Genomic DNA, 25995 nt, shown 5'->3' with positions numbered 1-25995 from the left:
GTGCCACCCCCCCCGGCCCGTCTCAGCCACGAGGGCAGCCGATCCCCATCGGCTGCCCTCGATTAATTTCGTGGCCTTCCGCAGCCGAACGGGCGGGGAGCCGGTCAGGACGCAGGGAACCGGAGTGAGATCGGCCGGTCCGCGACGCGGCCGGTGGCCCGTGCGGTGGCCAGTGGCGTCAGGTCGTTCCAGCGCAGTCGCAGCCGGGCCGGGGCAGCGCCCGGACCCCTGACGGTGAGTCGGGCCGTGACCCAGCCGGACTGCCGGTTCCAGTCCATGCGCCCGGACACCGCCACGTCGCGCACCCATCGCACCCGTCTCAGCTGCCAGGTCACGACCGGATGGGGGCGGGTGAAGTCGCCGCCGCGCACGGTGAAGTGGCCGCCGCGCAGGCCCACGCCGCGGGTGCCGTACATGGACAGCCACCTGGCCATCACGTCGGCGGCCGTCGCGGCGGCGATCCGGACGGGTCTCTCACGTCCCTGCCAGCCGGTGCCGGCGCCCGTGCGAGCGAACCGGGCGACGAGTCGGTTCTCGTGGTAGCGCCTCGCGCAGGACGTGTCGCCGGCCTCACGCAGGCGCACGAACCGGCGGACCAACACGGAGGCGCACTGGTCGAAGTCCACGAGTGCACTGACGTGCACCGAGTTGGCGGTCTCCACGAACGTCGAGTTCCCGAACGCCTGTGCCGCGGCTCGCCCACCCTCAGGGGAGGTCAGGGAGTCGAGGTCTCCGTTGATGACCAGCGTGGGCACGTCGGGGTAGGTCGCGCCGGTCGGCACCGGGGGCACCCAGCGGCTGGGTCGCGGCCAGCGCAGGCAGTCATCGAAGTAGCCGTAGTCGGAGTCCACCCACTCTCGTGTCCTGAAGGGGGCGAAGAGACCGGGTCGCGACCGGTGCAGCGCTCCGATCGCTCTGCGGAACTGGGACTGACGCTGGGCCATCGGTGCCGTCACGTCGTAGGCCTGGGGGTAGTCGTTGCACGCCACCGCCACGTAGAGGCCCTCGGAGTAGGACGCGGCTGGCCCGGCGCCACCGACATAGGTGGTCTCGCGGGCCAGGCGGAGCAGCGGCTTTCGATAGGGATGTGGAGCCAGCACCGCCCTGGCTGCCGCGTCGAGCTCTCGGTAGACGGTCGGCGTGGTGGCGGCCGCGTTGACGATGTCGATGAGCGTGTCGAGGGTGACCGTCGTAAGCCGTACCTGCCCGTCCGCGTTGGGTGCGCGGCCGGTGACCGGGTGGCCTCGCAGCAGATCGGCCAAACGGGCGATGCGTGCCATCGGGCGCCCAGGACGACGCGCGCACGCCGGACTCCGTCGACAGGCGACGGTGAAGGCATGGCGCAGCGCCCGGTTGGTGTCGGCGTACCACGGGTCGGTGCCGGAGACGTCGTAGGCGCCGTCCAGGATCAGGGTGCGGAGCCGGTCGGGGTGACGCAGAGCGAAGGTCTGTCCCAGGAACGTCCCGTAGGAGTCGCCGTAGAGATCGACCTGGTCGATGCCCAAGGAGTCGAGGACGGCGGCCAGGTCGTCGGCGGCGAAGGCGCTGCCGTAGAGATCGGACGTCGCGCCGAGATGGCGACCGCAGGCGGCGATGGCCGCGTTGCGGTTGCCCCGGTAGGACTGCAGCCGGGGGCAGCGGACAGGCTCCGAGGTCCCCGTGCCGCGGTTGTCGACCAGGAGCAGCTGGCGGCGCTCCATGAGCGGCTCGAACAGGTCGAGGTAGTAGCTCCGGCTGTCGGTGGTGGCGTAGCCCGGTCCGCCCTCGACGGCCACGATGGTGCCCAGTGCTGGACGGGTGCGGTCGCGGCGGGGGTGGAGCTCGTAGCCGATCCCGATCCGGCGCGAGCCCGGGTCGGCGGGGTCGAGCTGACGCTCCAGTGTGCCGCGAGTCACGCGGGGGTCGGGGACGGCGGAGGTGGCGGCCGGAACGGCGATCCCGGCGGCGAGCAGCACCACCCCCAGCAGGCTGATCCCGTTGCTCCGACGCATCGTGCTCCCCATGTGTGTCCCGCAGGTGAGTGTCGTCGCGTGGCTCGGGAGGGTCAAGGTCGACTCGTCTCGGCGCGTCGAGCAGGATGTTACTGATGTGACTGGTGATACTGGGCGGGCTACTTCCCCAGCAGAGAGGCACCCCGATGCCACCCGCATCTTCCCCCGGGTTGCACGGCGACTCGAGCGCCGGCTCGACCTTCGGCGTACGCCCGCAACGCCTCGCCGAAGACCGTGCCGCCAAGGTCCGCTTCCGCCGCGCCATCACCCTGATGCTGATGACGCTGGTGGTGCCCGGCTCCGCTCAGGTGGTGGCGGGCAACCGTCGCGTCGGGTGGAACGCGATCTGGACCTGGCTCGCGCTGATCGTGATCGGGTCGCTCACCCTGCTGGTGGCCGCGCTCTCGCACACCTTCGCCCTCAAGCTCGTGCTCAGTCCGTTCTGGCTCGGCCTGTTCCGCACCCTGCTGATCGCGCTGGCCATCGGCTGGGCTGCCCTGATCGTGGATGCGTGGCGCATCGGCCAGCCCCTGACGTTGCGACAGAACCATCGCCTGGCCGTCGTCGGTCTCAACGGCGTGCTGTGTTTCTCGGTCGCCGGGACGTTGTTGTTCGGTGCTCACCTGGTGACGGTCCAGCGTGACTTCATCATCACCATGTTCGGCGACGGGACGACGACGGCCGCCCACGACGGCCGCTACAACGTGCTGCTCCTCGGGGGCGACTCAGGCGCCGGTCGCTGGGGGCTGCGGCCGGACTCGATGACGATCGCGAGCATCGACGCGGAGACGGGGAAGACGGTCCTGTTCGGGCTGCCCCGCAACATGGAGAACTTCCCGTTCGCCAAGGGCTCGGTCATGGCCGAGCAGTTCCCCGACGGATTCGACTGCGACGGGTGCTACCTCAACGGCGTCTCGACCTGGGCCGGCGACAACACCGAGCTGTTCAAGCACCGCAAGACGGCCGGCACCGACGCGACGATCATGGCGGTGGAGGGCATCACCGGCCTGAAGATCAACTACTGGGCCATGGTCAACCTCGAAGGGTTCAAGGATCTGGTGGACGCGGTCGGTGGGGTCACGCTCAACGTGCGCCAGCCGATCCCTGTCGGTGGGCTGGGCGACAAGGTCACCGGCTACATCGATCCTGGTGTGCGCAAGCTCAACGGGCACGACACGCTCTGGTACGCCCGGGCCCGCGACGGCTCCGACGACTACTCGCGGATGGCTCGCCAGAAGTGTGTGATGAGCGCCATGCTCAACCAGATCGACCCCAAGACCATGGTCACCAACTTCCAGTCGATCGCCAAGGCCACCACCGGCATGGTGCAGACCGACCTGCCGGCCGGTGACCTGGGCCGCTTCATGCAGCTCGCCCTGAAGGCGAAGTCCCAGAAGGTCGCGACCGTCTCCTTCGTGCCGCCGATGATCAACACCGCAGACCCCGACATCAAGCTCATCAAGAAGACGGTCAAGGACGCGATCGACCGTGCCGAGGGCTCGTCCGAGACGCCGGGCAAGGCGAAGAAGAAGAAGCACGCCCAGGTCACCGGGGGGTCGCTCGGCACCCGCGACAGCGGTTACACCGCCAACTCCTCAGACGACCTCGGGGCAGCCTGCTGACACCTCACAGCGCGAAATGCAGATGGCGTTGTCGGACGGGCGCGACATACTGCTGCCATGGCGTACGACGAGGTCCTTGCGGGACGGATCCGGCAGCTGGTGGCAGGTGCTCCCGGGCTGAGCGAGAAGCGGATGTTCGGCGGATATGCCTTCCTCATCGACGGTCACCTGGCGGTCAGTGCCAGCAGTCGAGGAGGCCTCCTGCTCCGGGTGGACCCGGCTCACACCGACGAGCTGGTCGACGATCTCCACGTCCGGCGTTTCGAGATGGCCGGGCGGGCGATGGATGGCTGGCTCGGGATCGACGCCGAAGCGGTGGAGAGCGAGGACGATCTGCGGGCGTGGATCAGTCGCGGGATCTCCTACGCCCGCAGCCTGCCGGCGACCTAGGTGTTGCGCACGTTTCAGGGTGCTGACGCGACGGTGCTGGCCTGCCATGTGGTGGGTGCCGGGGCGCCCCTGGTCTGCGTGCCTGGTGGCCCGATGCAGGCATCGGGCTACCTGGGTGAGCTCGGCGGTCTGTCGGCTCATCACCAGTTGATGCTGTTCGACCTGCGCGGCACCGGGGCCTCCGAGACCCCGGTCGACCCCGAGTCCTACCGTTGCGACCGACTGGTCGATGACCTCGAGGCGCTGCGTCGGCATCTCGGGGTGGATCAGGTCCGGCTGTTGGCACACTCGGCTGGTGCGAATCTCGCCGTCCTCTACGCAGCTCGGCATCCCGAGCGGGTCGACTCGCTGGTCCTGGTGACTCCCAGCTCCTTCGCCGTCGGCCTCGAGATCAGCAGCCGCCACCGTCGCGAACTGGTGGAGCTCCGGCGGGCCGAGCCGTGGTACGCCGAGGCCGCACTCGCCTTCGCAGCGGTGGCCGCGGGTCGCGCGGGCGCAGTCGACTGGGAGGCCATCACGCCGTTCACCTACGGCCGGTGGGATGACGCGGCGCGCGCTCATCACGAGCTGGGCGAGGCTCAGCGAAACGATGAGGCTGCCGCGATCTTCGGCAGCCCAGGAGCCTACGACCCGCCGAGGGCCCGAGCAGCACTGTCGACTCTCCAGGCGCCGGTGCTCATCGTGGCCGGCGAGGTCGACGTGGGCGCGCCTCCTCGGGTGATGGCCGACTATGCCGACCTGTTCCCGCACGGCTCGCTGAGGATCCAGCCCGGCGCCGGACACTTCCCGTGGCTCGACGATCCGGAGGCCTTCAGGTCGAGCGTGGACACGTTCCTCGCCCGTCGAGGTTGACTGGTTGATCGCAGTCACCTGGTGACTGCGATCAACCACCTCAGTCCCCGGAATCGGTCGCAGCCGCTCACCCGTAGGGTGTACGGCGTGCCCGAACCCGCCCTGAGCTCCCGCATCGTGGCGGTCGTGGTGACCTTCAACCGGCGTGCCCTCCTCGAGAGGCTGCTCATCGCCCTGCGCCGCACACCCCACCTCTCCGAGATCGTCGTGGTCGACAACGCCTCGAGCGACGGGACCGCCGGCTGGGTGCGCGAGGCGGCCCGTGACCCTGGCGTGCCGCTGCACCTGGTCGCCTTGAGCAGCAACACCGGGGGAGCGGGCGGGTTCCACACCGGGATGCTGACCGCCCTCGAGCGCGGGGCGGACCTGGTGTGGCTGATGGACGACGACGGGGTCCCGGACGAGGACTGTCTCGAACGCCTCCTGCCGCTGGTCGTCGACGGCTACGAGTTCGTCGGACCCGTGGTCGTCACCGAGGGTCGTGAGGACGAGTTGGTCTTCCCCATCCGGCTGCCCGGCACCGCTCGCGTGTTGAAGCGCCTCGATGACGTCGCTGCCGCGGCGAGGCACGGTGTGCTGGACAAGGTGGTGATCCCGTTCAACGGTGTCCTGCTCACCAGCGACCTGATCCGTCGGATCGGCACCGCGGAGGCGAAGTACTTCATCTGGGGTGACGACGTCGAGTACCTCTGGCGAGCCCAGCAGGCGCACGCTCGCATCGCCACCGTGGCCGACGCCAGGTTCCTCCATCCGTCCGTCGGCGAACTCGGCACCCCGATGGCGTTCGGCCAGACCTACAACCACTCGCCGAGCGAGCTCAAGGCCTATTGCATGGCGCGCAACAACGTCGTCAACCTGCGCACCTACCGGGGGCCCCTCCATGCGCTGGCCTTCGTGGCCAAGACGGTCTGGTTCTACCTCTTCACTCGTCCCGACCTCACCCGACTGCGCCTCAGCCTCGGGGCCATGAGAGATGGCTGGCGCGGACGCTGGGGACGGCACGAGAGGTACCTGCGATGAGCGTTGCGGTCGTCATCGTGACCTTCAATCGCGCCGACCTGCTCGACCGGATGCTCGACGGACTCGTGGCGCAGACCCACCCGCCCGATGCCGTCTATGTGATCGACAACGCCAGCAGCGACCACACCGCCGACGTCCTGCGCCGCCGGACCGACCTCCCGCTCCACGTCACCACGAGTCCGGAGAACCTGGGTGGTGCCGGCGGCTTCCACCTCGGCCTCAAACAGGCGTACGACGGGGGGCACGCCCGGCTCTGGTTGATGGACGACGACGTGGTCCCGGCCCCTGACTGCCTCGCGGTGATGCTGGCCCACGACGGCCCGTGCCTGGCTGCTGTCCGCGAGGACCTCCAGGGTCGGCTGGTCGAGAAGGCAGCCATCACCTTCGACCTGGCCAACCCGCTGAGCATCAGGCCCAAGACCGCGAGTGTGGAGTCGACGTACCCCGATCGGGCCGCCATGCCGGCGGAGGTGGAGGTCCAGAACGTCGCCTTCGAGGGCTTCATGGTCAAGCGTGAGGTCATCGCCGCCATCGGGTTGCCGGACCCGTCGTACTTCATCTTCTACGACGACGTCGACTTCGCCATCCGGGCGCGTAGGGCCGGGTTCCCGATCGTGGCGCTGCGCGACGCCGTCCTGGTGCGCCAGCTCGACTTCGACCAGCAGCACGCCCTCGACACCTGGAAGGGGTTCTACATGTTCCGCAACCTCTTCGTGGTGCACTTCCGCTACGGCGAGAACACCCTGGTGCGGCTCAAGCCGTGGCTCATCACGCTGGGGGTGGTCCTGCTCAGCCCGGTCCGGGGAGGTCGAGGCGAGGCCGGCAACGTGCTGCGGGCGATCTGGTCGGCGCGCACGATGAAGCGACTCCCGTCCGTATCCGTAGACTGACTCACCGCGTCCACCCCGAGGAGATCTTTCGCGTGTCCACCCCTGACCTTGTCGTCGTCGGCTCCGGCTTCTTCGGACTCACCATCGCTGAGCGCTGTGCCACCCAACTGGGGCTGAAGGTCCTGGTCATCGAGCGCCGCCACCACCTCGGCGGCAACGCCTACAGCGAGAAGGACCCCGAGACCGGGATCGAGGTGCACGTCTACGGCACCCACCTGTTCCACACCTCCAACAAGAAGGTGTGGGACTACGTCACCCAGTTCACCACGTTCACGAACTACCAGCACCGGGTCTTCGGGAACTACCAGGGGCAGGTCTACTCGCTGCCCATGAACCTGGGGCTGATCAACCAGTTCTTCGGACGCAGCCACACCCCCGCCGAGGCCCGGGCGCTGATCGCTGCGCAGGCCAGCGAGATCGCTACCTCCGATGCCACCAACCTCGAGGAGAAGGGCATCAGCCTCATCGGCCGCCCGCTCTACGAGGCCTTCATCAAGGGCTACACCGCCAAGCAGTGGCAGACCGACCCCACCGAGCTCAGTCCCGACATCATCACCAGGCTCCCGGTGCGCTACACCTTCGACAACCGCTACTTCAACGACACCTACGAGGGCCTGCCCACCGACGGCTACACCGCGTGGCTGGAGCGGATGGCTGAGCACCCCAACATCGAGGTCCGCCTCAACACCGACTTCCTCGACGCCTCCAACCAGGTGGCCGAGGAGTTCAAGGGCAAGGTTCCGATCGTCTACACCGGTCCGGTCGACGAGTATTTCGCGAACTCCGAGGGTCGGCTCTCCTGGCGCACGGTCGACCTCGAGGCCGAGACCCTCGACGTGGACGACTTCCAGGGCACCGGGGTGGTCAACTACAACGACCAGGATGTGCCGTTCACCCGGATCCTGGAGTTCAAGCACCTGCATCCCGAGCGGACCTACCTGCCCGGCAAGACGATCGTCGTGCACGAGTACTCCAGGTTCGCCGAGGAGGACGACGAGCCCTACTACCCGATCAACACCGCCGAGGACCGGGCCAAGCTCCTCAAATACCGCGAACTGGCCAAGAAGGAACCCATGGTCCTCTTCGGAGGCCGCCTGGGCACCTACAAGTACCTCGACATGCACATGGCCATCGGCTCGGCCCTGACGATGTTCGAGAACAAGCTGAAGCCGCACTTCGCCGAGGGCGTCGCGCTGACCAGCGGAGGAGTGGACGAATGAGCACCAGACTGCTGCAACGCCAGATCCTGCCCGTCGACCGGGACTCCGACGTCTTCCGGCTCTACGTCGACCCCGAGGCAGCGATCCTGGATGCCGACAAGTACGAGATCGGCTCCAACCGCGGTGCCAAGGAGCTCAACAACGCCAACCTGCGCCAGTCGATCTCCACGGGCACGGTGATCCACCCCGACCAGATCGTCAACCGCACCGACATGCGGGTGCCGGCCACCGAGCGCCTGTCGTTCGGGACCTACTTCAACGCCTTCCCGGCGAGCTATTGGCGGCGCTGGACGGTCGTCACCGACGTCACGCTCACCGTCAAGCTGGTGGGGGCCGCCGCAGCCGTGACCGTCTACCGGTCCATGGCCAACGGTCGCTCGCAACGGGTCGACACCGCGACCACGGGCAGCGCCAGCGAGGGCACCTTCAGCTTCGACCTCCCGCTCAAGCCGTTCGTCGACGGGGGCTGGTACTGGTACGACGTGGTCGCGGCCGACGAGGACGTGGTGGTGTCGGCGCAGTGGACCGCCGAGGTGCCCGACGACCGACTGGCCCACGGCACCGTCGACATCGCGATCACCACCATGAACCGCCCGGACTTCTGCGCCAAGCTCCTGGGACAGATCGGCGAGGACGACATCCTGCGCCCGTACCTCGACGAGGTCCTGGTCATGGAGCAGGGCACCCAGAAGGTCGTCGACTCCCCGGACTTCCCGCGGGCTCAGGAGCTCCTGGGCTCGACCCTGCGCATGATCGAGCAGGGCAACCTCGGCGGTTCGGGGGGCTATGCCCGCGGCCAGCTCGAGTCGGTCCGCAAGGGCACTGCGACCTACCTCATGTGTATGGACGACGACGTCATCTGTGAGCCCGAGGGCATCATCCGCGCGATCACCTTCGGTGACCTGGCTCGCCGTCCCACGATCGTGGGCGGGCACATGTTCAGCCTGTTCTCGCGTTCGCGCCTGCACAGCTACGGCGAGATCATCCAGCCGTGGCGGTTCTGGTGGCAGTCGCCGCCCGACGTACACAACGACTGGGACTTCGCCGCCCGCAACCTGCGCTCGTCGAGGTGGCTCCACAAGCGGGTGGACGTGGACTTCAACGGCTGGTTCATGTGCCTGATCCCGCGTCAGGTCCTGGCCGAGATCGGCCTCTCGTTGCCGCTGTTCATCAAGTGGGACGACTCCGAGTTCGGGCTTCGTGCGAAGGCTGCCGGCTACCCGACCGTCTCGTTCCCCGGTGCAGCGGTCTGGCACGTCCCGTGGACCGACAAGAACGACGCACTGGATTGGCAGGCCTACTTCCACCAGCGCAACCGGTTCATCGCTGCCCTGTTGCACTCGCAGTACCCCACCGGTGGCCGGATGCTCCGGGAGAGCCGCAACCACCAGATCAAGCACCTGGTGTCCATGCAGTACTCGACCGTCGAACTGCGCCACATGGCCCTCGAGGATGTCCTCGCCGGACCGGACGCCCTCCATGGCGACCTGGCCACCAAGCTCGGTGAGGTCCGGGAGTTCGTCAAGGCGTTCAGCGACGCGCGGCTGGAGTCCGACCCCGACGCGTTCGCGCCCGTACGGCGCAAGAAGCCCCCGCGCAGAGGCAAGGACGGCACCGAGGTCCCGGGTCGGCTCTCCCAGCTCCTCACCGCAGGCATGGCTCCTCTGCGCCAGCTGCGCGCGACGCGTGAGATGTCGCGGGAGTTCCCCGAGGCGGAGCTGCCAGCCATGGATGCCAAGTGGTACCGCCTGGCGCGCTACGACTCCGCGATCGTCTCGATGCCCGACGGCACGTCGGCCGCGCTGTACCAGCGTGATCCGGAGAAGTTCAAGGAGCTCACCCGCAAGACCTTCGAGATCCATGAGCAGCTGCGCAAGGAGTGGCCGCGGCTCTCGGCCGAGTACCGCGCGAAGCTCGCCGACATCACCTCGCCCGAGGCGTGGGACGACACCTTCAAGCCGTGGACCAGCTGACGCAGGCGGTCGTCGGCACGCCAAGAACTTGACAAATCGGGAAATCATCGGCGTGTCGACTGGAAATTACAAGATTGTAGTTACTCAGATCCTCTAGGTAACCAGTGTGACTGGTGTGAAACTTGCTACTCGTGTGAACCTTCCCCCGCACTGGAGTAGCCCGCATGCACCCGAGCAAGGCCCGCTTTGTGACCGCCTGCCAGCAACTGCTGGCTCTCGGCGCCGTACTTGCCGTCCTGGCCCCCGCGACGGGTGTGATCTCCCTCGACGTCATCAGCCAGCACCCGGGTACGTCGCAGGGCACATTGTCGGCTCCCGACCAGGGCGCGACCTACCGGGCACCCGTGGGAGGCAAGGGCGCGGCGGGCGACCCCGCGACCTCGTCGGACGCACGCCCTGCGAAGGTCCCGGCGGCCCCGGTCGACGCGCTCGTGGAGGAAGTGCCCCTCACCGCTGAGACCTCAGCGTCGGCCGGCCTCGAGGACGATCCAGGGGATGCGGCCGCGGAACCGACCCCCGACAAGGTGATCAGCGAACCCGAGGCCATCGACGGCTTCGGCACGGTCGGTGTCACCTGGAGCAAGGACGCGGCGATCGCCGATGGCGACCTGAGCGTGAAGGTGCGCACCCAGAAGGACGGTCACTGGTCGGCCTGGAGCGACGTTCCCTACGACGCCGACCACGGGCCCGATCCGGGCAGTGTGGAGGCCGAGAACGTCCGTCCCGGCACCGACGCCGTGGTGGTCGGTGACGTGGACAACGTCCAGGTGAAGGCGGAAGGGCTGAACGGTTCGACCCCGGCCGACATGAAGCTGGCCGTCATCGACCCCGGCAAGGCCGCAGCGAGCAAGGTCGAGGACCCCGAGATCGACACCTCGCTGATCGAGACGCCTGGCGACACCGGTCTCGCTCCGGACGACCAGTCGGGCGATGCTCCAGCCGACGCGGCGGGCTCCGACGCGATCGCCCTGCAGTCGGCGAGCGTGATCACCACCAAGCCGAAGATCTTCTCGCGGGCCCAGTGGGGCGCCGACGAGCGGCTGCGTGACCCCGGTTCGCTGCACTACTTCGAGGTGCACGCGGGCTTCGTGCACCACACGGTGAACGCCAACAACTACACGCGGGCCGAGGTTCCCGGCATCCTGCGCAGCATCTACGCCTACCACACCCAGTCCAAGGGCTGGTCCGACATCGGCTACAACTTCCTGGTGGATCGCTTCGGACGGATCTGGGAGGGTCGCTACGGTGGCGTCTCGCTGCCGGTCGTGGGCGCGCACACCCTGGGCTACAACGACTACGCGTTCGCGATGTCGGCGATCGGCAACTTCGAGACCGCTCGTCCCAGCGCCGCCATGCTGGATGCCTACGCGCGACTGTTCGCCTGGAAGCTGTCACTGCACGGCGTGGACGTCTCCTCCACGAAGCAGTGGGTGGGCACCAAGTACTTCCAGGCCATCAACGGCCACCGTGACGCCGGGCAGACGGCCTGCCCGGGCAAGTACCTCTATGCCAAGATCCCCACGATCAGGACCCTGGCGGGGCGGTACCAGGCCTCGTGGGCCGGTCGACAGCGCGACGTGAACGCCGTATCGACGCCGTACCCCGACATCTTCCTGCGCCGCACCAGCGACAATGCCGGCTTCGTCCTGCCCACGCAGGGGCTCTTGCGGTTCGCGGCGGGAAAGATCGCGGACGCCGGTGGCTGGGATGCCATGGACACCATCATCGCCGTGCCGGACGTGACAGGTGATCGCAAGAACGACGTGTTCGCCCGCGACGCCGCCACCGGCATCGCCATGGTCTACCCGGGCGACGGCACCGGCCACTTCGGCGACGGCATCCGGGCCACGAGCATCTTCAAGGGCTTCGACCAGATCACGGCGGTCGGCGACCTCGATGCCGACGGCCGCAACGACCTGGTCGGGCGCAACCCGCAGACGGGTCGGCTCCGGCTGTTCTCCGGAGGTGGGCACGGCGGGTTCCGACCCTCTGTCATCTCCACCCACTGGGCCAGCTACGACAAGACGATCGGCACCGGTGACTTCAACGGGGACGGCAACGCCGACCTCCTGGCCCGAGACACCTCAGGCACCCTGTGGCTGCACCCGGGCAAGGGCAGGGCCGGGCTGGGCACCCGGGTGCGTCTCAGCGGCACCTGGAGCGGGTACGACGTGATCACCGGCTACGGCGACTACAACCACGACAAGCGCCCTGACCTGTTCGTTCGCAGCGCTGCCACGAAGAAGGCCTATGTCTTCCCCAACCTGGGCTCCAACAAGGTCGGTCACTGGCTCGGACCGCTGCTCGCCTTCGGCAAGACCGAGCTGCTGAGCTCCGGAGGCAACCTCGTCAACGGTGGTCCCACCGATGTCCTGGGTCGCCGGGGCGACAGCCTCGTGGTGATCGCGCACCGGGGCACCTGGAACACGAGCACCCCCGTGGCCACGGGCCTCAACCTCGGACAGGCCCAGATGCTGCTCAACGTCGGGGACTGGGACCGCGACGGCGACGGCGACCTCGTCGTCCGCACCCTCAGCGGGGGACTCAACCTGCGGCTGTCGAACGGCGACGGCACGTTCGGGCGAGCCACCCCGATCGGCTCGGGGTTCAACAAGGTGAGCCTGCTCAGTGCCGTCGGTGACATGACCGGCGACGGCTACCCCGACCTGATGGGGCAGCCCGCTGGGGGAGCGATGCGGATCTACCCCGGCAACGGCACCGCCGGGCTGGCCGCCAGCTTCGTGGCCCACGGCCGCATCGGTGCCACCCGTCAGCTCGGTGCGGGACTCTGGAACAGCGACGGCTCACCGGACAGCATCTTCCGCGTCGACAACCGGCTGGTGCTCTATCCGGGCAATGGGCCCGGCGGTCTCACCAGCGCCAAGTCCCTCGGCGAGGACGTCGCCGGCTACGACTGGGTGCTCGGGGTCGGGGACATCAGCGGCTCCGGACACGCCGACGTGATCGTGCGGCAGAAGGGCACGGGCTACCTGTGGCTGCTGCCGGGCTCGGCCACCGGCTTCGGTGACCGGGTGTTCCTGGCCGAGGGGTTCGCCGGTTACGACCTCGCCGGCTGATCCGCCGTGGCGCGTTCGTCGTCGTAGGTGCGCTGCCAGGCCTCCGGGTCGGGGTGTCGCACCCAGACGGTCGACCCGCCCACCAGCAGGGGGCCCACGAAGGTCTCGATGCCCTCGGGGGTCACCGGGTTGGCTGCGGTCAGCAGGCGGCAGCCCGGATCCTGGCCACCGGACCCGGCGAGCAGTTCGCCCTGACTGCGCCCGAGGACGGCGAGGTCGTCGGGCCCGGGCGGGTCCCACGGGACGAACGCGTCCGGCTGGGACCACACCTCGACCCCGAAGTCGTGTACGCCGGGCGGCAGCGGGTCGGCGAAGCGGGTCCCCATCGGCCGCAGGGAGCACGCGATGGCCGCCGGGTGCGCCTGCCACCGCGCCAACGTGTCCGGCCCGCACACCACCAGGTCGACGTCATCCTCGAAGCTCACCACCAGGCCGACCGTCCACGCCGCCCCGAGGAACACCGGCCCCAACCAGTGCGTGGGCAGGTCGATGCGGATCGAACCGCCGCGCTCGGCGTCGAACTCCTCCACGAGCAGGGAGCTGGTCTTGGCGACCCAGTTGGCGTAGGTCGCGACCGACAGCTCGACCCGCTCACCGCTCGCGTGGTCGTAGAAGGTCACGACCGGCCGGCCCGGATCGCGGCGCAGCAGATCGGCGAGCACAGCGGCGAAGGTGGTCATCTCGCCAAGGGTAGGCTCGCGCACCATGCGAGTGAACGCCGCACCGATCCCCGGCTTCTGGGCGGTGGTCCCGGCAGGCGGGGCCGGCACCAGGCTGTGGCCGCTCTCCCGGGCCGAGAACCCCAAGTTCCTCCATGACCTCACCGGCTCCGGCGCCTCCCTGCTCCAGGACACCGTCACCCGCCTGACACCCCTGGTGGCGCAGCGCTGCCTCGTCGTGACCGGCGCGGCCCACCGGGACCGGGTGCTCTCGCAGCTGCCCCATGTGCCTGCCGACCAGGTGCTGGGCGAGCCTTCCCCACGCGACTCGATGGCCGCGATCGGGCTGGCCGCCGCGCTCCTGGAGGTGCGTGAACCCGACGCGGTCCTGGGTTCGTTCGCCGCCGACCACGTCATCACCGATCTGCCGGCGTTCGAGGCCGCCGTACGCCGCTCCGTCGAGGTGGCACGCGCCGGGTGGCTGGTCACGATCGGCATCGAACCGACCGGGCCGGCCACCGGGTTCGGCTACATCCACCAAGGTCCGGAGCTGCCAGGGCACGACGGGGCGCGCGAGGTCCTGGATTTCGTGGAGAAGCCGACCGCCGAGGTGGCCTCCGCCTACCTCGCGAGCGGCGACTACCGCTGGAACGCAGGAATGTTCGTGGTGCGTCCTGGGGTGCTGCTCGACCTGCTCGCCGAGAACCACCCCGAGCTGGCGGCTGGTCTGCGCGCGATCGCCTCGGGGGAGCAGGACCTGACGCGGGCGTGGCCGGGGTTGAGCAGGATCGCGATCGACCATGCGGTGGCCGAGCCGGCAGCGGCCCGAGGCCGGGTGGCGACCGTGCCCGGCTCGTTCGGCTGGGAGGACGTCGGTGATTTCGCTGCGCTGGGCGACCTGCTCCCGGCCCAGGACTCGGGCCTGCGGGTGCTCGGTGATCCCGCCCTGGTGCGCGGTGTGGACGCCTCCGGCCTCGTCGTCGCGGCGGGTGGGCGCACGATCGCTGTCGTCGGTCTCGACGACGTCGTGGTCGTCGACACGGGTGACGCGCTGTTGGTCACCACGCGAGCGCGGGCACAGGACGTCAAGCAGGTCGTGGAGGCCCTCAGGCTCGAGGGTCGCGCCGACCTGTCCTGAACCGAGGCGCGAGACGGGCCGGAGGTCAGACCGCGTTGGGCTCGGGGGAGTCGAGGTAGGGGTAGTCCAGCATGAACTGCTGAAGTGCCTCGCCCGAGACACCGGAGCAGTACTGCCAGACACCCACCTGGTCCTCGACGTTCGTGTTGCCGGCACCGCCGGCCGACCAGTGCGTCATGGCGACGTGCTTGCCGTCGGGGAAGGCCTTGCCGTCCTCGTCGGAGCTCTCCCACGGCGCCGCGATGAACTTGAGCCGCAGGTTGCTCGTGCCCTTCAGCTTCTCGGCCACCCCGCGCAGGTCCGACATCGCGCCGGCGTCGCCGGCGATGGTCTCGTCGTACCAGAGGATCGTGAAGCCGTGCTCCAGGTTGTGCACCAGGTAGCCCAGGTCCGGGCGGTCGTCGCTCGTGTAGAGCTTGCGCCCCATCGGCTCCCACACGGGATAGTGACTGCCGAAGGCGGGCGGGGCATCGGTGTAGTCGACGGCGCTGCCCTCGGGCACGTGATCCTGGTTGCCGGTGGCCTTCTTCGTGGTCACCTTGCCGCACACCGACGCCGGTTGGCCGATCGAGGCGAGGTCGACGCCCTTGAACTTGCGCAGGTCCCACCAGTTCTTGATCGGCTGGTAGGCCGCGGCCGCGATGATGAGCAGGGCGACCATCGCGCAGACGGTGATGATCATCCGCGACTTGCGCTTCTCGGCGCGCGACTGCTTGCGGCGGAGGTCGTCGGCAACCGCTCGGCGCGAGGACTTATCCGGCTTGCCGGGCTTGTCGGACTTGTCAAAACTGGTGGCCACGAATTCAGGCTTTCGGCGTCGGGAGATCGAAGGTCAGGTAACGATGGCAGAGTCTACGGAGTGACCGGTGGCAACCGGAGCCGGATCGCCGAATCGAGACCTGATCGGTCCACGACCCATCCGTGGGCGAAGGCGACCAGCGCGACCCGATCGACCGAGTCCCCCTCCACGGCGACAAGTCCAGGGCCCTCCACCGTGACCGCGGCGTCGGTGGCCCTACGCAGGGCAGCGATGAGCTCGCTGCTGTCGACCGGTGCCCCGAACGCACGTGGATCCGTGCCCCTGACCGCGGCGATGACGGCCTCACGCGAGCCGTAGCCGAAGAGGTCCTCGGCCTCGGGCCTGATCAGGGCTGCGGCCCCGGGGCCGTCGTCGCCCACGGGCAGCACCAGGTCGGCCCTGCCGCGCAGGAGGGCGAAGGGCCGGGCGGCCAGCTTGCCCTGCGCGAGCTCGGCGGCACCGGCGAGCTCGTCGGCCACGGCGGGCTCGGTGACCTGCAGTGCGTTGCCGCGGGCGTCGTGCCGGCCCACGAAGCTCTCGCTCACCCTCAGCCCGGCGGCCCCGATGGCGATGTCGGTCTGGCCGGTGCGCCAGGCCCGACCCGCGGTGTCGGTGATGATCACCGCGACGTTGCGACCGCTGAGCCGCAGCAGCCCCGCTCGTAGCCGGCGCGCCGACTCGTCGGGGTCCTCGGGCAGCAGGGCGATCCAGTCCCGGTCCACGTTGGAGGCATCGATCCCGGCGGCGGCCATGGTGAGTCCGTGTCGGGTCCGCACGATGGAGGTCGCGCCCCGTCGGGCCACCAGGCGCGCGGTCTCCGCGGCCAGGGCGTCCTCGCGACCGCCGTGACGCAGGCGTCCCTCAGCCTTGCTGACGACCTTGCTGGTGACGGCCACGACGTCGCCGTCGACCAGGTCCAACACCTGCAGCACCAGGGCGGCAAGGTCATCGCCCGGCCGGATCTCGGGCACCCCGTCGGGCGCGCTGACGGTGAGGGTCATCGCGTGAGGTCGCCGATCAGGTCCACCGCGGCCATCGCCAAGGCGGCGGTGGCCGCGTGATCGGTCATCATCAGCGGTACGGCGCGGCAGCGGACGCCGGATGACTCCACCTCCGAGACCTGACCTGAGTCGACCGAGTCGACCAGCCAGCCGTCCAGCACGCCGCCTGCCGTCCGAGCCCCGTAGTGCCGCCCGACTGCCCCTGCGCTCACCTCGACCCCGATCGAGGCCAGCAGCTGGTCGGCCATCCCACGCACGTGCCCGCCCCCGACGATGGGCGAGAGCCCCACGACCGGTGCGGACGTGGCGCGCAGGGCGTCACGGATGCCCGGGACACCCAAGATGGTGCCGATCGAGACCACCGGGTTGGACGGCGGCAGGATCACCAGGTCGGCGTCTGCGATCGCCTCGAGGACCCCCGGGGCGGGGGAGCTCGTCTCCAGGCCCACGAACAACACGCTGCGGGCAGCGACCGCGGCGCGCAGCCGGATCCAGTACTCCTGGAAGTGCACCACCCGCTGGCCACTGGGGGACTCCTCGTCGTCGACGGCGATGTGCGTCTCGATGCGATCGTCGCTCATCGGGAGCAGGGCCACCCCCGGCTGCCAGCGCTCACACAGCGCCCTGGTCACCGCCGAGAGCGGATAGCCGGCCTCGAGCATCTGGGTGCGCACCAAGTGGGTTGCCAGGTCTCGGTCACCCAGACCGAACCAGGTGGGTTCCACGCCGTACGCCGCGAGCTCCTCCTTGGCGTTCCACGTCTCCTCGCGTCGACCCCATCCGCGCTGGGGGTCGATGCCGTCACCCAACGTGTACATGACCGTGTCCAGGTCCGGGCACACCTTCAGGCCATGGATCCAGACGTCGTCGGCAGTGTTGGTGATCACCGTGATGCTCGTGTCGGCGGGCAGGAGGCCCTCGGTGACGGCGTGCTGGAGGCCCTGGAGGAACCGGGCGCCACCGACGCCTCCGGACAGGACGGTGAGTTTTCGAGGTGCGAACGGCATGGGGTAACGATGCCCGATCGGTCGAACCTCGATGACCCGGGTGGGCCACATAGCAGATCCGGGCTTGACTTCCGGGGTACGACAGGCATGTAATTCCCACAGTGTCGTTTACTGAACAGATGGTCCGTCGGGGTCATCGGAATGACAGGGTCGAAAGGGCGATTGCCGTGAGAGAACTGTTTCTCCTCGACGGAGACGCCGAAGAGATGGGCTGGCAAGAGCGCGCATTGTGCGCTCAGACCGACCCTGAGGCGTTCTTCCCCGAAAAGGGTGGATCAACGCGTGAGGCGAAGAAGGTCTGCCTGACGTGCGACGTTCGAGACAGCTGCCTCGAATACGCATTGATGAACGACGAGCGCTTCGGCATCTGGGGCGGGCTGTCCGAGCGTGAGCGCCGCAAGTTGAAGAAGCGCGCGGTTTAGTCGCCCATCAGGGCAGCCCGTAGGGTTGTCCGCCGTGGGTGAGCAGCGTGGGCCGGAGAGCGTCGGTCGAGAGCACAGGACCGGTGGCGTGGCCGTCGTCCTGGTCAGCCATGACGGCTCTCGCTGGCTCCCGGCCGTCCTCGACGGGCTGCGTGCCCAGCGGGTGACCCCCGAGCAGGTGGTGGCGGTCGACACCGGCAGCCGGGATGAATCGGCCGACCTCCTGATCGCCGCCCTCGGCACCACCGCCGTCGTGCGCGAGAAGCTGACGATGACCTTCCCCCAGGCGATCGCCCGGGGCCTGGACGCCCTCGACTCCACCGGATCGTGCGCAGAGTGGATCTGGATCCTGCACGACGACGCCAACCCTGATCCGGGTGCCCTCGAAGCGCTCCTCGCGGCCGCTGAGGACGAGCCGACGGCCGATGTGCTCGGCCCCAAGCTGCGCGAGTGGCCCTCGCTGCGCCGGCTGCTCGAGCTGGGGGTGACGATCTCGGGCACGGGGCGACGCGAGACCAGGCTCGAGCGCGGCGAGTACGACCAGGGCCAGCACGACGACGTCCGTCAGGTGCTCGCGGTCAACACCGCCGGGATGCTGGTACGCCGAGCGGTGCTCGACGAGCTCGGAGGCTTCGACGAGCAGATGCCGATCTTCGGCAACGACATCGACTTCGGGTGGCGCGCGGCGCGCGCGGGGCACACCACGCTCATCGTCCCGCAGGCCGTGGTGTTCCACGCCGAGGCCGCGCACCGCGGCCTGCGCAAGACGTCCCTGACCGGACGCCACACCCATCTGGCCGAACGCACCGCAGCCATCTACACCCTGCTGGCCAACTCGACCGCAGCCCTCCTGCCGTTCCAGCTCGTGCGGCTGTTCTTCGGATCGATGCTGCGGGCTCTGGGGTTCCTCGCCGTGCGGTCCCCAGGAGAGGCGATCGACGAGTTCGCCGCCGTCCTGTCGGTCTACCTCCGTCCCCAGACCATCATCGCCGCGCGACGCGCCAGATCGCCGCTGGCGGCCAACGACGACCGGGTACGCAGTCTGCTGGCGCCACGCTGGCTGCCCTACCGACACGGGCTGGACGCCGTCAGCGACCTCGCCGCCGCGGCCACCAACCAGGCAGCCGACGTAGCCGAGCGGCGCCGCGCGGCCAGCTATGCCGAACGCGGCGAGACCCCGCCGCGCCACACCACCGACGACGAGCTGGGCGAAGACAGCGGCCTGGTCGTCAAGTTCCTCACCAACCCGGTGGCGCTGGTCATGACCGGCTTCCTGCTCGTGGCGCTCTGGCTCTCTCGCGACGCCCTCGGGAGCGCGTCGCTCTCGGGGCCCGGGCTGTCCCCGGCGCCGGCGGATGCCCTGGACTGGTGGCGGCTGCACGCCCAGTCGTGGCATGCCCTCGGCCAGGGCAGTGACGTGGCCGCACCGGCCTACGTGCTGCCGCTCGCGGTGGCCGCGACGCTCCTGCTCGGCCATCCCGGTGGCGTCGTGGCCCTCCTCTTCCTGCTGGCGGTCCCGGTCGCCACCTGGGGCGCGTGGCGCTTCCTGCGAGTGCTCGGACGACTCGCCGATCCTCGGGGTGCCTCGCGGTGGCTGCTCGCCTGGGGCTCGATCACCTACGGGCTCGTGCCCTTCGTCAGCGGCGCGTGGGCCCAGGGGCGGTTCGGCACCGTCCTCGCGGCCGCGCTGCTGCCCTGGCTGGCGCACGCGGCCCTCGGGTTCGCCGACCCGACGCCGGACCGTCGCTGGCGCTCGGCCTGGCGCTCGGCCCTGCTGCTCGCGGTCATCGCCGCGTTCGCTCCCGTGGCCTGGGCGTACGCCGTGGTGGGCACGGTGCTCGTGCTCGTGCTCGGGCTCGTCTTCGCCCGGGGCCTGATCACCGACCGCACGATCTGGGCGCCCCTGGTCACCCCCGTCCTCGCGACCCCGGTGCTGCTGCTGCCGTGGTTCGTGCCCATGCTGGTCCAGGGTCACGGGTCGGCGCTGCTGCTCGAAGTGGGTCGACCTCCCGGACCGGTCGCCGGTGCCCTGGACCTGGTCTCCGGTCGCCTGTCCGGCCTGGCGGCGCCACACTGGGCCGGCCTGCTGCTCATCGCCCTCGCCCTGGCGGCCCTCGTCCTGCACCGATCCCGCGGTCTTGTGCTCGTTGCGTGGTGCATTGCCGCCCTCGCTGCGCTTCTTGCCGCCCCGCTCAGCCACCTGCTGCTCGAGTTGCCCACCATCGACGCGCGTCCCGCCACCGGCTTCCTGATCGTGATGATCCAGGCCGCAGCCGTCGTGGCAGTCACGATGGCCGTCCAGCGACTGTGGGTCGGAGCCAGTTCCGGTGACCGGGCCCATCACCCCTTCCTGGCGCTGGGAGCCTTGGCCGTCGCGGCGGTCGTGCCCGCTGCCGGACTGGGATGGGCCCTCTTCTCGGGCCAGCAGTCCCTGGCTCAGGACGCCGACACCGGGATCCCGGCGTACATGACGCAGGCGGCTGTGCTGGGACCGGAGCACGGCATCCTGGTGCTGACCGGCTCCGTGGCCGAGGGCCTGACCTACACCGTCCAGCGTGGGGCTGGGGTGACGCTGGGCGAGGACGAGGTGCTGACCCTGACCGAGTCGGACCCGACGCTGAGCGATGACATCTCCACCCTGCTGTCGGAGCCTTCTCCCCAGGTCGTCGAGGACCTGGCCGCGCAGGGCATCGAGTACGTCGTCCTGACCGCGCCGGCCGATGGCCAGGTGGCGGCCGGGCTCGACGCGACCGCCGGTCTCGACCAGGCGAGTGCCGAGGATCCGGCAACGCGTGCCTGGCACCTGGTCCCCGAACCGTCCGCGAGTTTCCTCGAGGCTCGCACGTCCTGGTTCCGGCTGCTCCTGCTGGCCTTGCAGGGGGTGGCCTTCCTCACGGTCGCTGTGTTGGCTGGGCCCACGCGCAAGGAGTCGAGATGAGCGCCGAACGCCGGTCCGCGCCGGCCCGTGCGTCGGGACGCCGGGTCGCAGCCACCGGGCCCGCCCGTCCGAGCCGGCTCTCGCTGGTCGTCGCGGTGCTGGTGCCGTTGGTGACCCTCGGTGCGATCGCACTCACCGACGGATCACCTGCCCCCACCCGCGCCGGCGTGCCTCCGACCGACTCAGCGTTGACCAGCCTCCAGGTCGTCTGTCCGGCTCCCCTCGACGAGGGCGACCTCCTGCTGTCCAGCGCCCGGTCGAGCGGCCAGGCCACCCTGCGCCTCGGCGCTGACCAGTCCAGTGTGGACCTGGCCCAGGACGCGACGACGGTCATCACCGGACGAACCCGGGCGGCCACGCTCGACGGTCGCGGTGACCTGGCCCCGGGCCTGGTCGCCACGAGCACCAGCGGTGAGGGGGACGCGGCGACGGTCTGCGCTCCTCCCCAGTCCGAGTACTGGTTCACCGGGGGCGGCTCGGCGTCGATCCACTCCTCGGTGCTCGAGCTCGTCAACTCCGACTCCGGCCCCGCGGTCGCCGACGTCGAGATCCGCAGCCAGCGCGGCCGGCTGTCGGTCAACGCGCTGCGCGGGGTCACCGTGCCGGGGGGCACCGCCACCAGCATCGATCTGGCCAGCACCGCTCCCAACCGCTTCGACCTGTCCGTGCACGTGACCATCACCCGGGGCCGCCTCGGTGCCTCGCTCCTCGACCGGATCTCCGACACCACGGACGTCGCCGACTGGCTGTCAGCGACACCGGCGCCCTCGACCAGCCACGTCCTGCTCGGACTCACCGAGGGCCGAGGGGAGCGGCAACTGGTGATCTCGAACCCGGGAGAGGACCAGGCGCGGTTGCAGGTCAAGGTGATCGGCTCGGACTCGACCTTCGCCCCCGTCGGCCTCGGCGAGATCTCGGTCCCACCCCAGGGCACCCTGGTCACCGACGTCAGCGACGTCGTGCGCACCGCCATGGCCAAGGAGGTGTCCGGACTGCTCATCACCTCCACCGTCCCGGTGACTGCAGGGATGCGCTCGCTGACCGGCTCCCCGAAGGACCTCAGCCACGCTGTCGATGCGATCGCGATGCAGGAGTCGGCGACGCTCATCCCTGTCGGGCAGAAGAAGTCGACGGCCACCCTGGTCCTGGCTGCCCCCGAGGAGAGCGGTGCCGCGATGGTCACGGCGTACGACGCAGACGGCGCCGAGCTCGACAGCCAGCGGGTGGCCGTCAAGCGCCTCACCAGCGGCGCCTTCGAGCTCCCCGACAAGACCGCCCTCGTCTCGGTGGTGGCCGACGATGTCCCCCTGCCCGGCGCGATCACCGTGACCGGCCCGCAGGGCTCGTTCGTCCTGCCCCTGACCGACCTGGTGCTGACCGCTCTCGTGCCCTCGGTGACCCCGGGGAACCCCTCGGTGCTGTCGGGGTCGGTGTCGAGTCAGTCCTCGCCGTAGCGCGGGTCGATCTCCTCGACCGGCACGCCGAGCAGCTCGGCCACCTGCTCGACCAGCACCGTATGCACCATGGCCTCAAGCTCGGGCCGGGTCTGGCAACGGTGCTCGATCGGGCGACGGAACACCACGATGCGGGCCGGGTCGGTGCCACCGGCCCGGATCAGCGACGACAGCGGGACCCGGTCGGGTTGCCAGTCGTCGGGGATCTGCGGGGCGTCCTCGACGGCGTACTCCACCAGGCCGAGGCGCTGCTGCCAGCGGTCCTCGATGCCCTCCACGGTCGCCAGGACCAGATCGTCGAACAGCTCCCGCGCGGTGGGCCGCTCCGGCGTGCCCAAGCGGCGGGGCAGGATCGCGGGCCCACGCAACCCCCGGCCGCGGCGGTCCCGGGTGCGGCGCCGACGTGGTCTCAGCACCGCGTCGGCCCCTCCGGCCGGGGATCCGGCCTGGTCGTCGGGCAGCCCGCGGAGTTCGCTCACGCAGCGAGCCTAATCGGCTGCCGTCCCTACCCGGGGTAGCGTCGCCCTCGTGAGTCCTGCCCGCCGTTGTTCGCGCACAGCGTGTGGTCGCCCTGCGGTCAACACCCTGACCTACGTCTACGGCGACCAGACCGCTGTGCTCGGACCGCTGGCGACCTACGCGGAGCCGCATGCCTACGACCTGTGCCACCTGCACAGCGAGCGGCTCTCCGCACCCCGCGGTTGGGAGGTCATGCGGCTGGCTCCCGACCCCGCTGCCTCCGGACCCTCCACCGATGACCTCCTCGCACTGGCTGACGCCGTGCGCGAGGTCGGTCGACCAGCCGCCGTCCCCGAGCTCACCGGGCCGCAGGGACTGGCCGGGGAGACTGGCCGCGAGACCGGGCGACGCGGTCACCTGCGCATCCTCAGTTCCGACTGAGGCGCGTCCCGCTCCGGCTGCCCGAGCTTCGCCGGGTCGCTATAGGCTCACGGCCATGGCATCAACGAGCGATTCCGCGAACCTGGCTGCCATCTTCAAGGCCTACGACGTCCGCGGGATCGTGCCCGACCAGCTCGACGACGCACTGGCCCGGTCGGTGGGGGCCGCGTTCGTGCACGTGACCGGGGCGCCCCAGGTGGTCGTCGGCCACGACATGCGGCCCAGCTCGCCCGGCATGGCCGGAGCGTTCGCCGACGGTGCCGCGAGCGCCGGCGCCGACGTCGTCCACATCGGTCTCGCCTCGACCGACCAGCTCTACTTCGCCTCGGGGCACCTGGGCATGGCCGGCGTCATGTTCACCGCCAGCCACAACCCGGCGCAGTACAACGGGATCAAGATGTGCCGAGCGCACGCCGTGCCCATCGGGGCCGAGACCGGGTTGCTGGAGATTCGTGACGCCGTCGCGGACGCCGCCTCTCGTCCGGCCGGCCGGCAGGGTGAACTCAGCGAGCACAACGTGCTCGAGGCCTATGCCGCACACCTCCTCTCCCTTGCCCCGGTGCGTGGACGGCGCCTGAGAGTCGTCGTCGACGCCGGCAACGGGATGGCAGGGCTGACGGCCCCGACCGTCTTCGGGCGCCTCGGCTCCGACCAGGTCGAGCTGGTGCCCATGTACTTCGAGCTCGACGGCTCCTTCCCCCACCACGAGGCCAACCCGATCGACCCGGCCAACCTGGTCGACCTCCAGGAGCGCGTGGTGGCCGAGCGCGCCGACATCGGCCTCGCCTTCGACGGGGATGCGGATCGTTGCTTCATCGTCGACGAGCGCGGTCGGGCCGTGCCGCCCTCGACCCTGACCGCCCTGATCGCGACCCGGGAACTCGCCCGGGAGCCCGGGGCAACCGTGATCCACAACCTGATCAGCAGCCGCGCCGTACCCGAGATCGTGCGAGAACACGGCGGCATCCCGGTGCGGACCCGCGTGGGCCACTCGTTCATCAAGGCGACGATGGCCCAGACCGGTGCGATCTTCGGCGGCGAGCACAGCGGTCACTTCTACTTCCGGGACTTCTGGAAGGCCGACTCGGGCATGCTGGCGGCGCTGCACGCCCTCGCCGCGCTGGCCGAGGTCGACGTAGAACTCTCGGTGTTGCTGCACGACTACGAGCGGTTCGTGGCCAGCGGCGAGATCAACACCCTCGTGCACGACCAGCAGGCCGTGCTCGAGGAGCTCGAGAAGACGTACGACGGGCGATCCGACATCACTCTCGACCACCTGGACGGCCTCACCGTCTCGGCGGCCAACGGGTGGTTCAACGTCCGAGGTTCCAACACCGAACCCCTGCTCCGGCTCAACGCCGAGGGCGAGGACGAGGTGACCATGACCCGCATCCGCGACGAGGTGCTCGCGGTGATCAGGAGAGACGCATGAAGATCGACCCCAAGCTGATGGAGATCATCGTCTGCCCGTCGTGCCACGGCGCGCTGGAGGCCGGCAGCCACGACGGCACCGACGAGCTGGTGTGCACCGGATGCGGCCTGGCCTACCCGGTGCGCGACGACATTCCCGTGCTGCTGGTCGACGAGGCTCGTCGCCCGTCATGACCGCCTGGTTCGACGAGGCCAGGCTCGACGACGAGCAGGTGCTGCGCGCCTTCGACCCGATGCTGCGCAACCTGGCCGAGTCCGGGGCCCGGGTCCGACGCGAGGCCGGTGACGGGGCGGCGGCCACCGCTGAGGCGGTGGTCCGCAGCCAGGAGATCCGCCCGCGGGCGGTGATCGCTGCCGGGCCGGACTCGCGCCTCTTGCGGGCCGTGCTCGAACCGACGTGTCCGGTGCCGTTCGTGGCCTGGCCGGGTCCCGCGCTGCCCGGGTGGGCCGGATCGCTCGACCTCGTGGTCATGCTGGCGCCCGACGGCTCCGATGCCGCCGCCGCCTCGGCGGTCGCCGAGGCGGTACGGCGCGGGTGCCAGGTCGTCGTGGCCTGCCCGGCGGGCTCGATGGTGGCCGAGCACGCGGCCGGCCGGGACACCTCCCTGCTTCCGGTGACCACCCGCGACCAGCTGGCGACTGCGGTCGTCGTGCTGGAGTACCTCGACCGGGTCGACCTCGGTCCGCGCACGGATGCCGACCAGGTGGCGCAGGCCCTCGACGACGTCGCGGTGAGCTGTTCGCCGCACCGCGATCTGGCCGTGAACCCGGCCAAGATGCTCGCCATCGCCATCGCCGACGCCAATCCGATCATCTGGGGCGGCTCGGCGCTGGCGGCCCGCGCGGCCCGGCGGGTGGCCGAGTCGATCCGCCGCACCACCGGGCGCGGGGCCCTGGCCGGCGACGCCGAGCACCTGCTCCCGGTCATCGAGGCCACTCGCCCACGCAACGTGTTCGACGACCCGTTCGCCGACGAGAGCCGGGAGGCGCGACCGGTCCTGGTGGTGCTCGACGACGGGTCGGACGACCCGGTGGTCAGGGAGCAGCGCGGTCGCCTCCAGGCCTCCGCGGCCGAGCGCGGCGTCCGTGTGGAGACGGTCGTGGCCGACGAGGGGTCGCAGGTGGCGCGCTATGCGTCCCTGCTGCTGAGCGGCACCTATACCGCGGCGTACCTCCAGGTCGGCCTCGTCGTCGACTGACCAAGCTCTTCG

Annotated in this window: 22 protein-coding genes; 16 read left to right on the top strand and 6 right to left on the bottom strand. The window is 69.9% G+C overall.

Annotation, left to right across the window (positions count from 1 at the left end):
• Positions 1–104: 104 nt before the first annotated feature.
• A complete protein-coding gene (locus AB7I40_RS11355; protein WP_428345995.1) occupies positions 105–1991 on the bottom strand; it encodes an alpha/beta hydrolase in 1887 nt (628 codons plus the stop codon).
• Between the two features lie 146 nt (positions 1992–2137).
• On the opposite strand from AB7I40_RS11355, the gene AB7I40_RS11350 reads away from it, so the two are divergent.
• The 8 genes from AB7I40_RS11350 to AB7I40_RS11315 all read left to right on the top strand — a co-directional run bounded on the left by AB7I40_RS11350 (position 2138) and on the right by AB7I40_RS11315 (position 13035).
• Positions 2138–3613: an LCP family protein gene (locus tag AB7I40_RS11350; protein WP_428345996.1), complete on the top strand. Its 1476-nt coding sequence runs from the start codon at positions 2138–2140 to the stop codon at positions 3611–3613.
• 57 nt (positions 3614–3670) lie between these two features.
• On the top strand, positions 3671–4003 hold the full coding sequence (locus tag AB7I40_RS11345; protein ID WP_428345997.1) for a TfoX/Sxy family protein: 333 nt from the start codon (positions 3671–3673) through the stop codon (positions 4001–4003).
• On the top strand, positions 4004–4855 hold the full coding sequence (locus tag AB7I40_RS11340) for an alpha/beta fold hydrolase (RefSeq protein ID WP_428345998.1): 852 nt from the start codon (positions 4004–4006) through the stop codon (positions 4853–4855).
• A gap of 87 nt (positions 4856–4942) precedes the next feature.
• Entirely contained in the window at positions 4943–5875 is a 933-nt protein-coding gene (locus tag AB7I40_RS11335; protein WP_428345999.1) for a glycosyltransferase, read from the top strand.
• The gene (locus tag AB7I40_RS11330; protein WP_428346000.1) at positions 5872–6765 is read left to right on the top strand and encodes a glycosyltransferase family 2 protein; all 894 of its coding nucleotides are present in this window, start codon (positions 5872–5874) and stop codon (positions 6763–6765) included. Before AB7I40_RS11335 ends, AB7I40_RS11330 begins: the two co-directional genes overlap by 4 nt.
• A gap of 32 nt (positions 6766–6797) precedes the next feature.
• The gene (gene glf / locus AB7I40_RS11325) at positions 6798–7985 is read left to right on the top strand and encodes a UDP-galactopyranose mutase (protein WP_428346001.1); all 1188 of its coding nucleotides are present in this window, start codon (positions 6798–6800) and stop codon (positions 7983–7985) included.
• Complete coding sequence (locus AB7I40_RS11320; protein ID WP_428346002.1) at positions 7982–9958, top strand: glycosyltransferase; 1977 nt, start codon at positions 7982–7984, stop codon at positions 9956–9958. Before glf ends, AB7I40_RS11320 begins: the two co-directional genes overlap by 4 nt.
• Before the next feature lie 164 nt (positions 9959–10122).
• Positions 10123–13035 (top strand): FG-GAP-like repeat-containing protein, encoded by a 2913-nt coding sequence (locus AB7I40_RS11315; RefSeq protein WP_428346003.1) that lies wholly within the window; start codon positions 10123–10125, stop codon positions 13033–13035.
• Here the strand turns inward: AB7I40_RS11315 and AB7I40_RS11310 are convergent.
• Complete coding sequence (locus AB7I40_RS11310; protein ID WP_428346004.1) at positions 13017–13715, bottom strand: TIGR03089 family protein; 699 nt, start codon at positions 13713–13715, stop codon at positions 13017–13019. The genes AB7I40_RS11315 and AB7I40_RS11310 overlap by 19 nt on opposite strands.
• A 25-nt stretch (positions 13716–13740) precedes the next feature.
• Here AB7I40_RS11310 and AB7I40_RS11305 point away from each other — a divergent pair, with 25 nt between their 5' ends.
• Positions 13741–14832 (top strand): mannose-1-phosphate guanylyltransferase, encoded by a 1092-nt coding sequence (locus AB7I40_RS11305; protein WP_428346005.1) that lies wholly within the window; start codon positions 13741–13743, stop codon positions 14830–14832.
• A gap of 25 nt (positions 14833–14857) precedes the next feature.
• Here the strand turns inward: AB7I40_RS11305 and AB7I40_RS11300 are convergent, their stop codons facing one another.
• Genes AB7I40_RS11300 through cofD form a run of 3 tightly spaced genes read right to left on the bottom strand, consistent with a single transcriptional unit; the run spans position 14858 to position 17639 of the window.
• Positions 14858–15631: a DUF3105 domain-containing protein gene (locus AB7I40_RS11300; protein ID WP_428346006.1), complete on the bottom strand. Its 774-nt coding sequence runs from the start codon at positions 15629–15631 to the stop codon at positions 14858–14860.
• 53 nt (positions 15632–15684) lie between these two features.
• On the bottom strand, positions 15685–16632 hold the full coding sequence (locus AB7I40_RS11295; protein ID WP_428346007.1) for a coenzyme F420-0:L-glutamate ligase: 948 nt from the start codon (positions 16630–16632) through the stop codon (positions 15685–15687).
• Positions 16629–17639, bottom strand: coding sequence for a 2-phospho-L-lactate transferase (gene cofD, locus AB7I40_RS11290; RefSeq protein ID WP_428346008.1), 1011 nt, complete (start codon positions 17637–17639; stop codon positions 16629–16631). Before cofD ends, AB7I40_RS11295 begins: the two co-directional genes overlap by 4 nt.
• Positions 17640–17845: 206 nt before the next feature.
• Between cofD and AB7I40_RS11285 the strand changes: the two genes are divergently transcribed.
• From AB7I40_RS11285 to AB7I40_RS11275, 3 genes are read left to right on the top strand one after another with little or no spacing between them, the layout of a single operon-like run.
• Positions 17846–18061, top strand: a complete 216-nt coding sequence (locus AB7I40_RS11285) for a WhiB family transcriptional regulator (RefSeq protein ID WP_428348100.1) — start codon at positions 17846–17848, stop codon at positions 18059–18061.
• A 34-nt stretch (positions 18062–18095) separates the two neighbouring features.
• Positions 18096–20999 carry a glycosyltransferase family 2 protein gene (locus AB7I40_RS11280; protein ID WP_428346009.1) on the top strand — a complete coding sequence of 968 codons (2904 nt, stop codon included), beginning with the start codon at positions 18096–18098 and terminating at the stop codon, positions 20997–20999.
• Positions 20996–22453: a DUF5719 family protein gene (locus tag AB7I40_RS11275; protein ID WP_428346010.1), complete on the top strand. Its 1458-nt coding sequence runs from the start codon at positions 20996–20998 to the stop codon at positions 22451–22453. Before AB7I40_RS11280 ends, AB7I40_RS11275 begins: the two co-directional genes overlap by 4 nt.
• On the opposite strand, the gene AB7I40_RS11270 is transcribed toward AB7I40_RS11275, so the two are convergent.
• Positions 22438–22932, bottom strand: coding sequence for a metallopeptidase family protein (locus tag AB7I40_RS11270; RefSeq protein ID WP_428346011.1), 495 nt, complete (start codon positions 22930–22932; stop codon positions 22438–22440). The two genes, AB7I40_RS11275 and AB7I40_RS11270, sit on opposite strands and share 16 nt — an antisense overlap.
• A 49-nt stretch (positions 22933–22981) precedes the next feature.
• Between AB7I40_RS11270 and AB7I40_RS11265 the strand changes: the two genes are divergently transcribed.
• Genes AB7I40_RS11265 through AB7I40_RS11250 form a run of 4 tightly spaced genes read left to right on the top strand, consistent with a single transcriptional unit; the run spans position 22982 to position 25983 of the window.
• Positions 22982–23353 carry a DUF3499 domain-containing protein gene (locus AB7I40_RS11265; RefSeq protein WP_428346012.1) on the top strand — a complete coding sequence of 124 codons (372 nt, stop codon included), beginning with the start codon at positions 22982–22984 and terminating at the stop codon, positions 23351–23353.
• A 55-nt stretch (positions 23354–23408) separates the two neighbouring features.
• Complete coding sequence (locus AB7I40_RS11260; protein ID WP_428346013.1) at positions 23409–24785, top strand: phosphomannomutase/phosphoglucomutase; 1377 nt, start codon at positions 23409–23411, stop codon at positions 24783–24785.
• A complete protein-coding gene (locus tag AB7I40_RS11255) occupies positions 24782–24958 on the top strand; it encodes a Trm112 family protein (RefSeq protein ID WP_428346014.1) in 177 nt (58 codons plus the stop codon). The genes AB7I40_RS11260 and AB7I40_RS11255 overlap by 4 nt, the downstream gene beginning before the upstream one ends.
• Positions 24955–25983, top strand: a complete 1029-nt coding sequence (locus AB7I40_RS11250) for an SIS domain-containing protein (protein WP_428346015.1) — start codon at positions 24955–24957, stop codon at positions 25981–25983. Before AB7I40_RS11255 ends, AB7I40_RS11250 begins: the two co-directional genes overlap by 4 nt.
• Positions 25984–25995 lie beyond the last annotated feature (12 nt).

This window comes from Nocardioides sp. (genome assembly GCF_050246775.1).
Taxonomy (GTDB): Bacteria; Actinomycetota; Actinomycetes; order Propionibacteriales; family Nocardioidaceae; genus Nocardioides.
This window is presented reverse-complemented; position numbering and strand designations above follow the sequence as displayed.

Coding starts and splice junctions, on each gene's coding strand:
- AB7I40_RS11355 (WP_428345995.1), bottom strand. CDS start 1,991: ATGCGTCGGAGCAACGGGATCAGCCTGCTGGGGGTGGTGCTGCTCGCC.
- AB7I40_RS11350 (WP_428345996.1), top strand. CDS start 2,138: ATGCCACCCGCATCTTCCCCCGGGTTGCACGGCGACTCGAGCGCCGGC.
- AB7I40_RS11345 (WP_428345997.1), top strand. CDS start 3,671: ATGGCGTACGACGAGGTCCTTGCGGGACGGATCCGGCAGCTGGTGGCA.
- AB7I40_RS11330 (WP_428346000.1), top strand. CDS start 5,872: ATGAGCGTTGCGGTCGTCATCGTGACCTTCAATCGCGCCGACCTGCTC.
- AB7I40_RS11320 (WP_428346002.1), top strand. CDS start 7,982: ATGAGCACCAGACTGCTGCAACGCCAGATCCTGCCCGTCGACCGGGAC.
- AB7I40_RS11315 (WP_428346003.1), top strand. CDS start 10,123: ATGCACCCGAGCAAGGCCCGCTTTGTGACCGCCTGCCAGCAACTGCTG.
- AB7I40_RS11310 (WP_428346004.1), bottom strand. CDS start 13,715: ATGACCACCTTCGCCGCTGTGCTCGCCGATCTGCTGCGCCGCGATCCG.
- AB7I40_RS11305 (WP_428346005.1), top strand. CDS start 13,741: ATGCGAGTGAACGCCGCACCGATCCCCGGCTTCTGGGCGGTGGTCCCG.
- AB7I40_RS11295 (WP_428346007.1), bottom strand. CDS start 16,632: ATGACCCTCACCGTCAGCGCGCCCGACGGGGTGCCCGAGATCCGGCCG.
- cofD (WP_428346008.1), bottom strand. CDS start 17,639: ATGCCGTTCGCACCTCGAAAACTCACCGTCCTGTCCGGAGGCGTCGGT.
- AB7I40_RS11285 (WP_428348100.1), top strand. CDS start 17,846: ATGGGCTGGCAAGAGCGCGCATTGTGCGCTCAGACCGACCCTGAGGCG.
- AB7I40_RS11275 (WP_428346010.1), top strand. CDS start 20,996: ATGAGCGCCGAACGCCGGTCCGCGCCGGCCCGTGCGTCGGGACGCCGG.
- AB7I40_RS11260 (WP_428346013.1), top strand. CDS start 23,409: ATGGCATCAACGAGCGATTCCGCGAACCTGGCTGCCATCTTCAAGGCC.
- AB7I40_RS11255 (WP_428346014.1), top strand. CDS start 24,782: ATGAAGATCGACCCCAAGCTGATGGAGATCATCGTCTGCCCGTCGTGC.
- AB7I40_RS11250 (WP_428346015.1), top strand. CDS start 24,955: ATGACCGCCTGGTTCGACGAGGCCAGGCTCGACGACGAGCAGGTGCTG.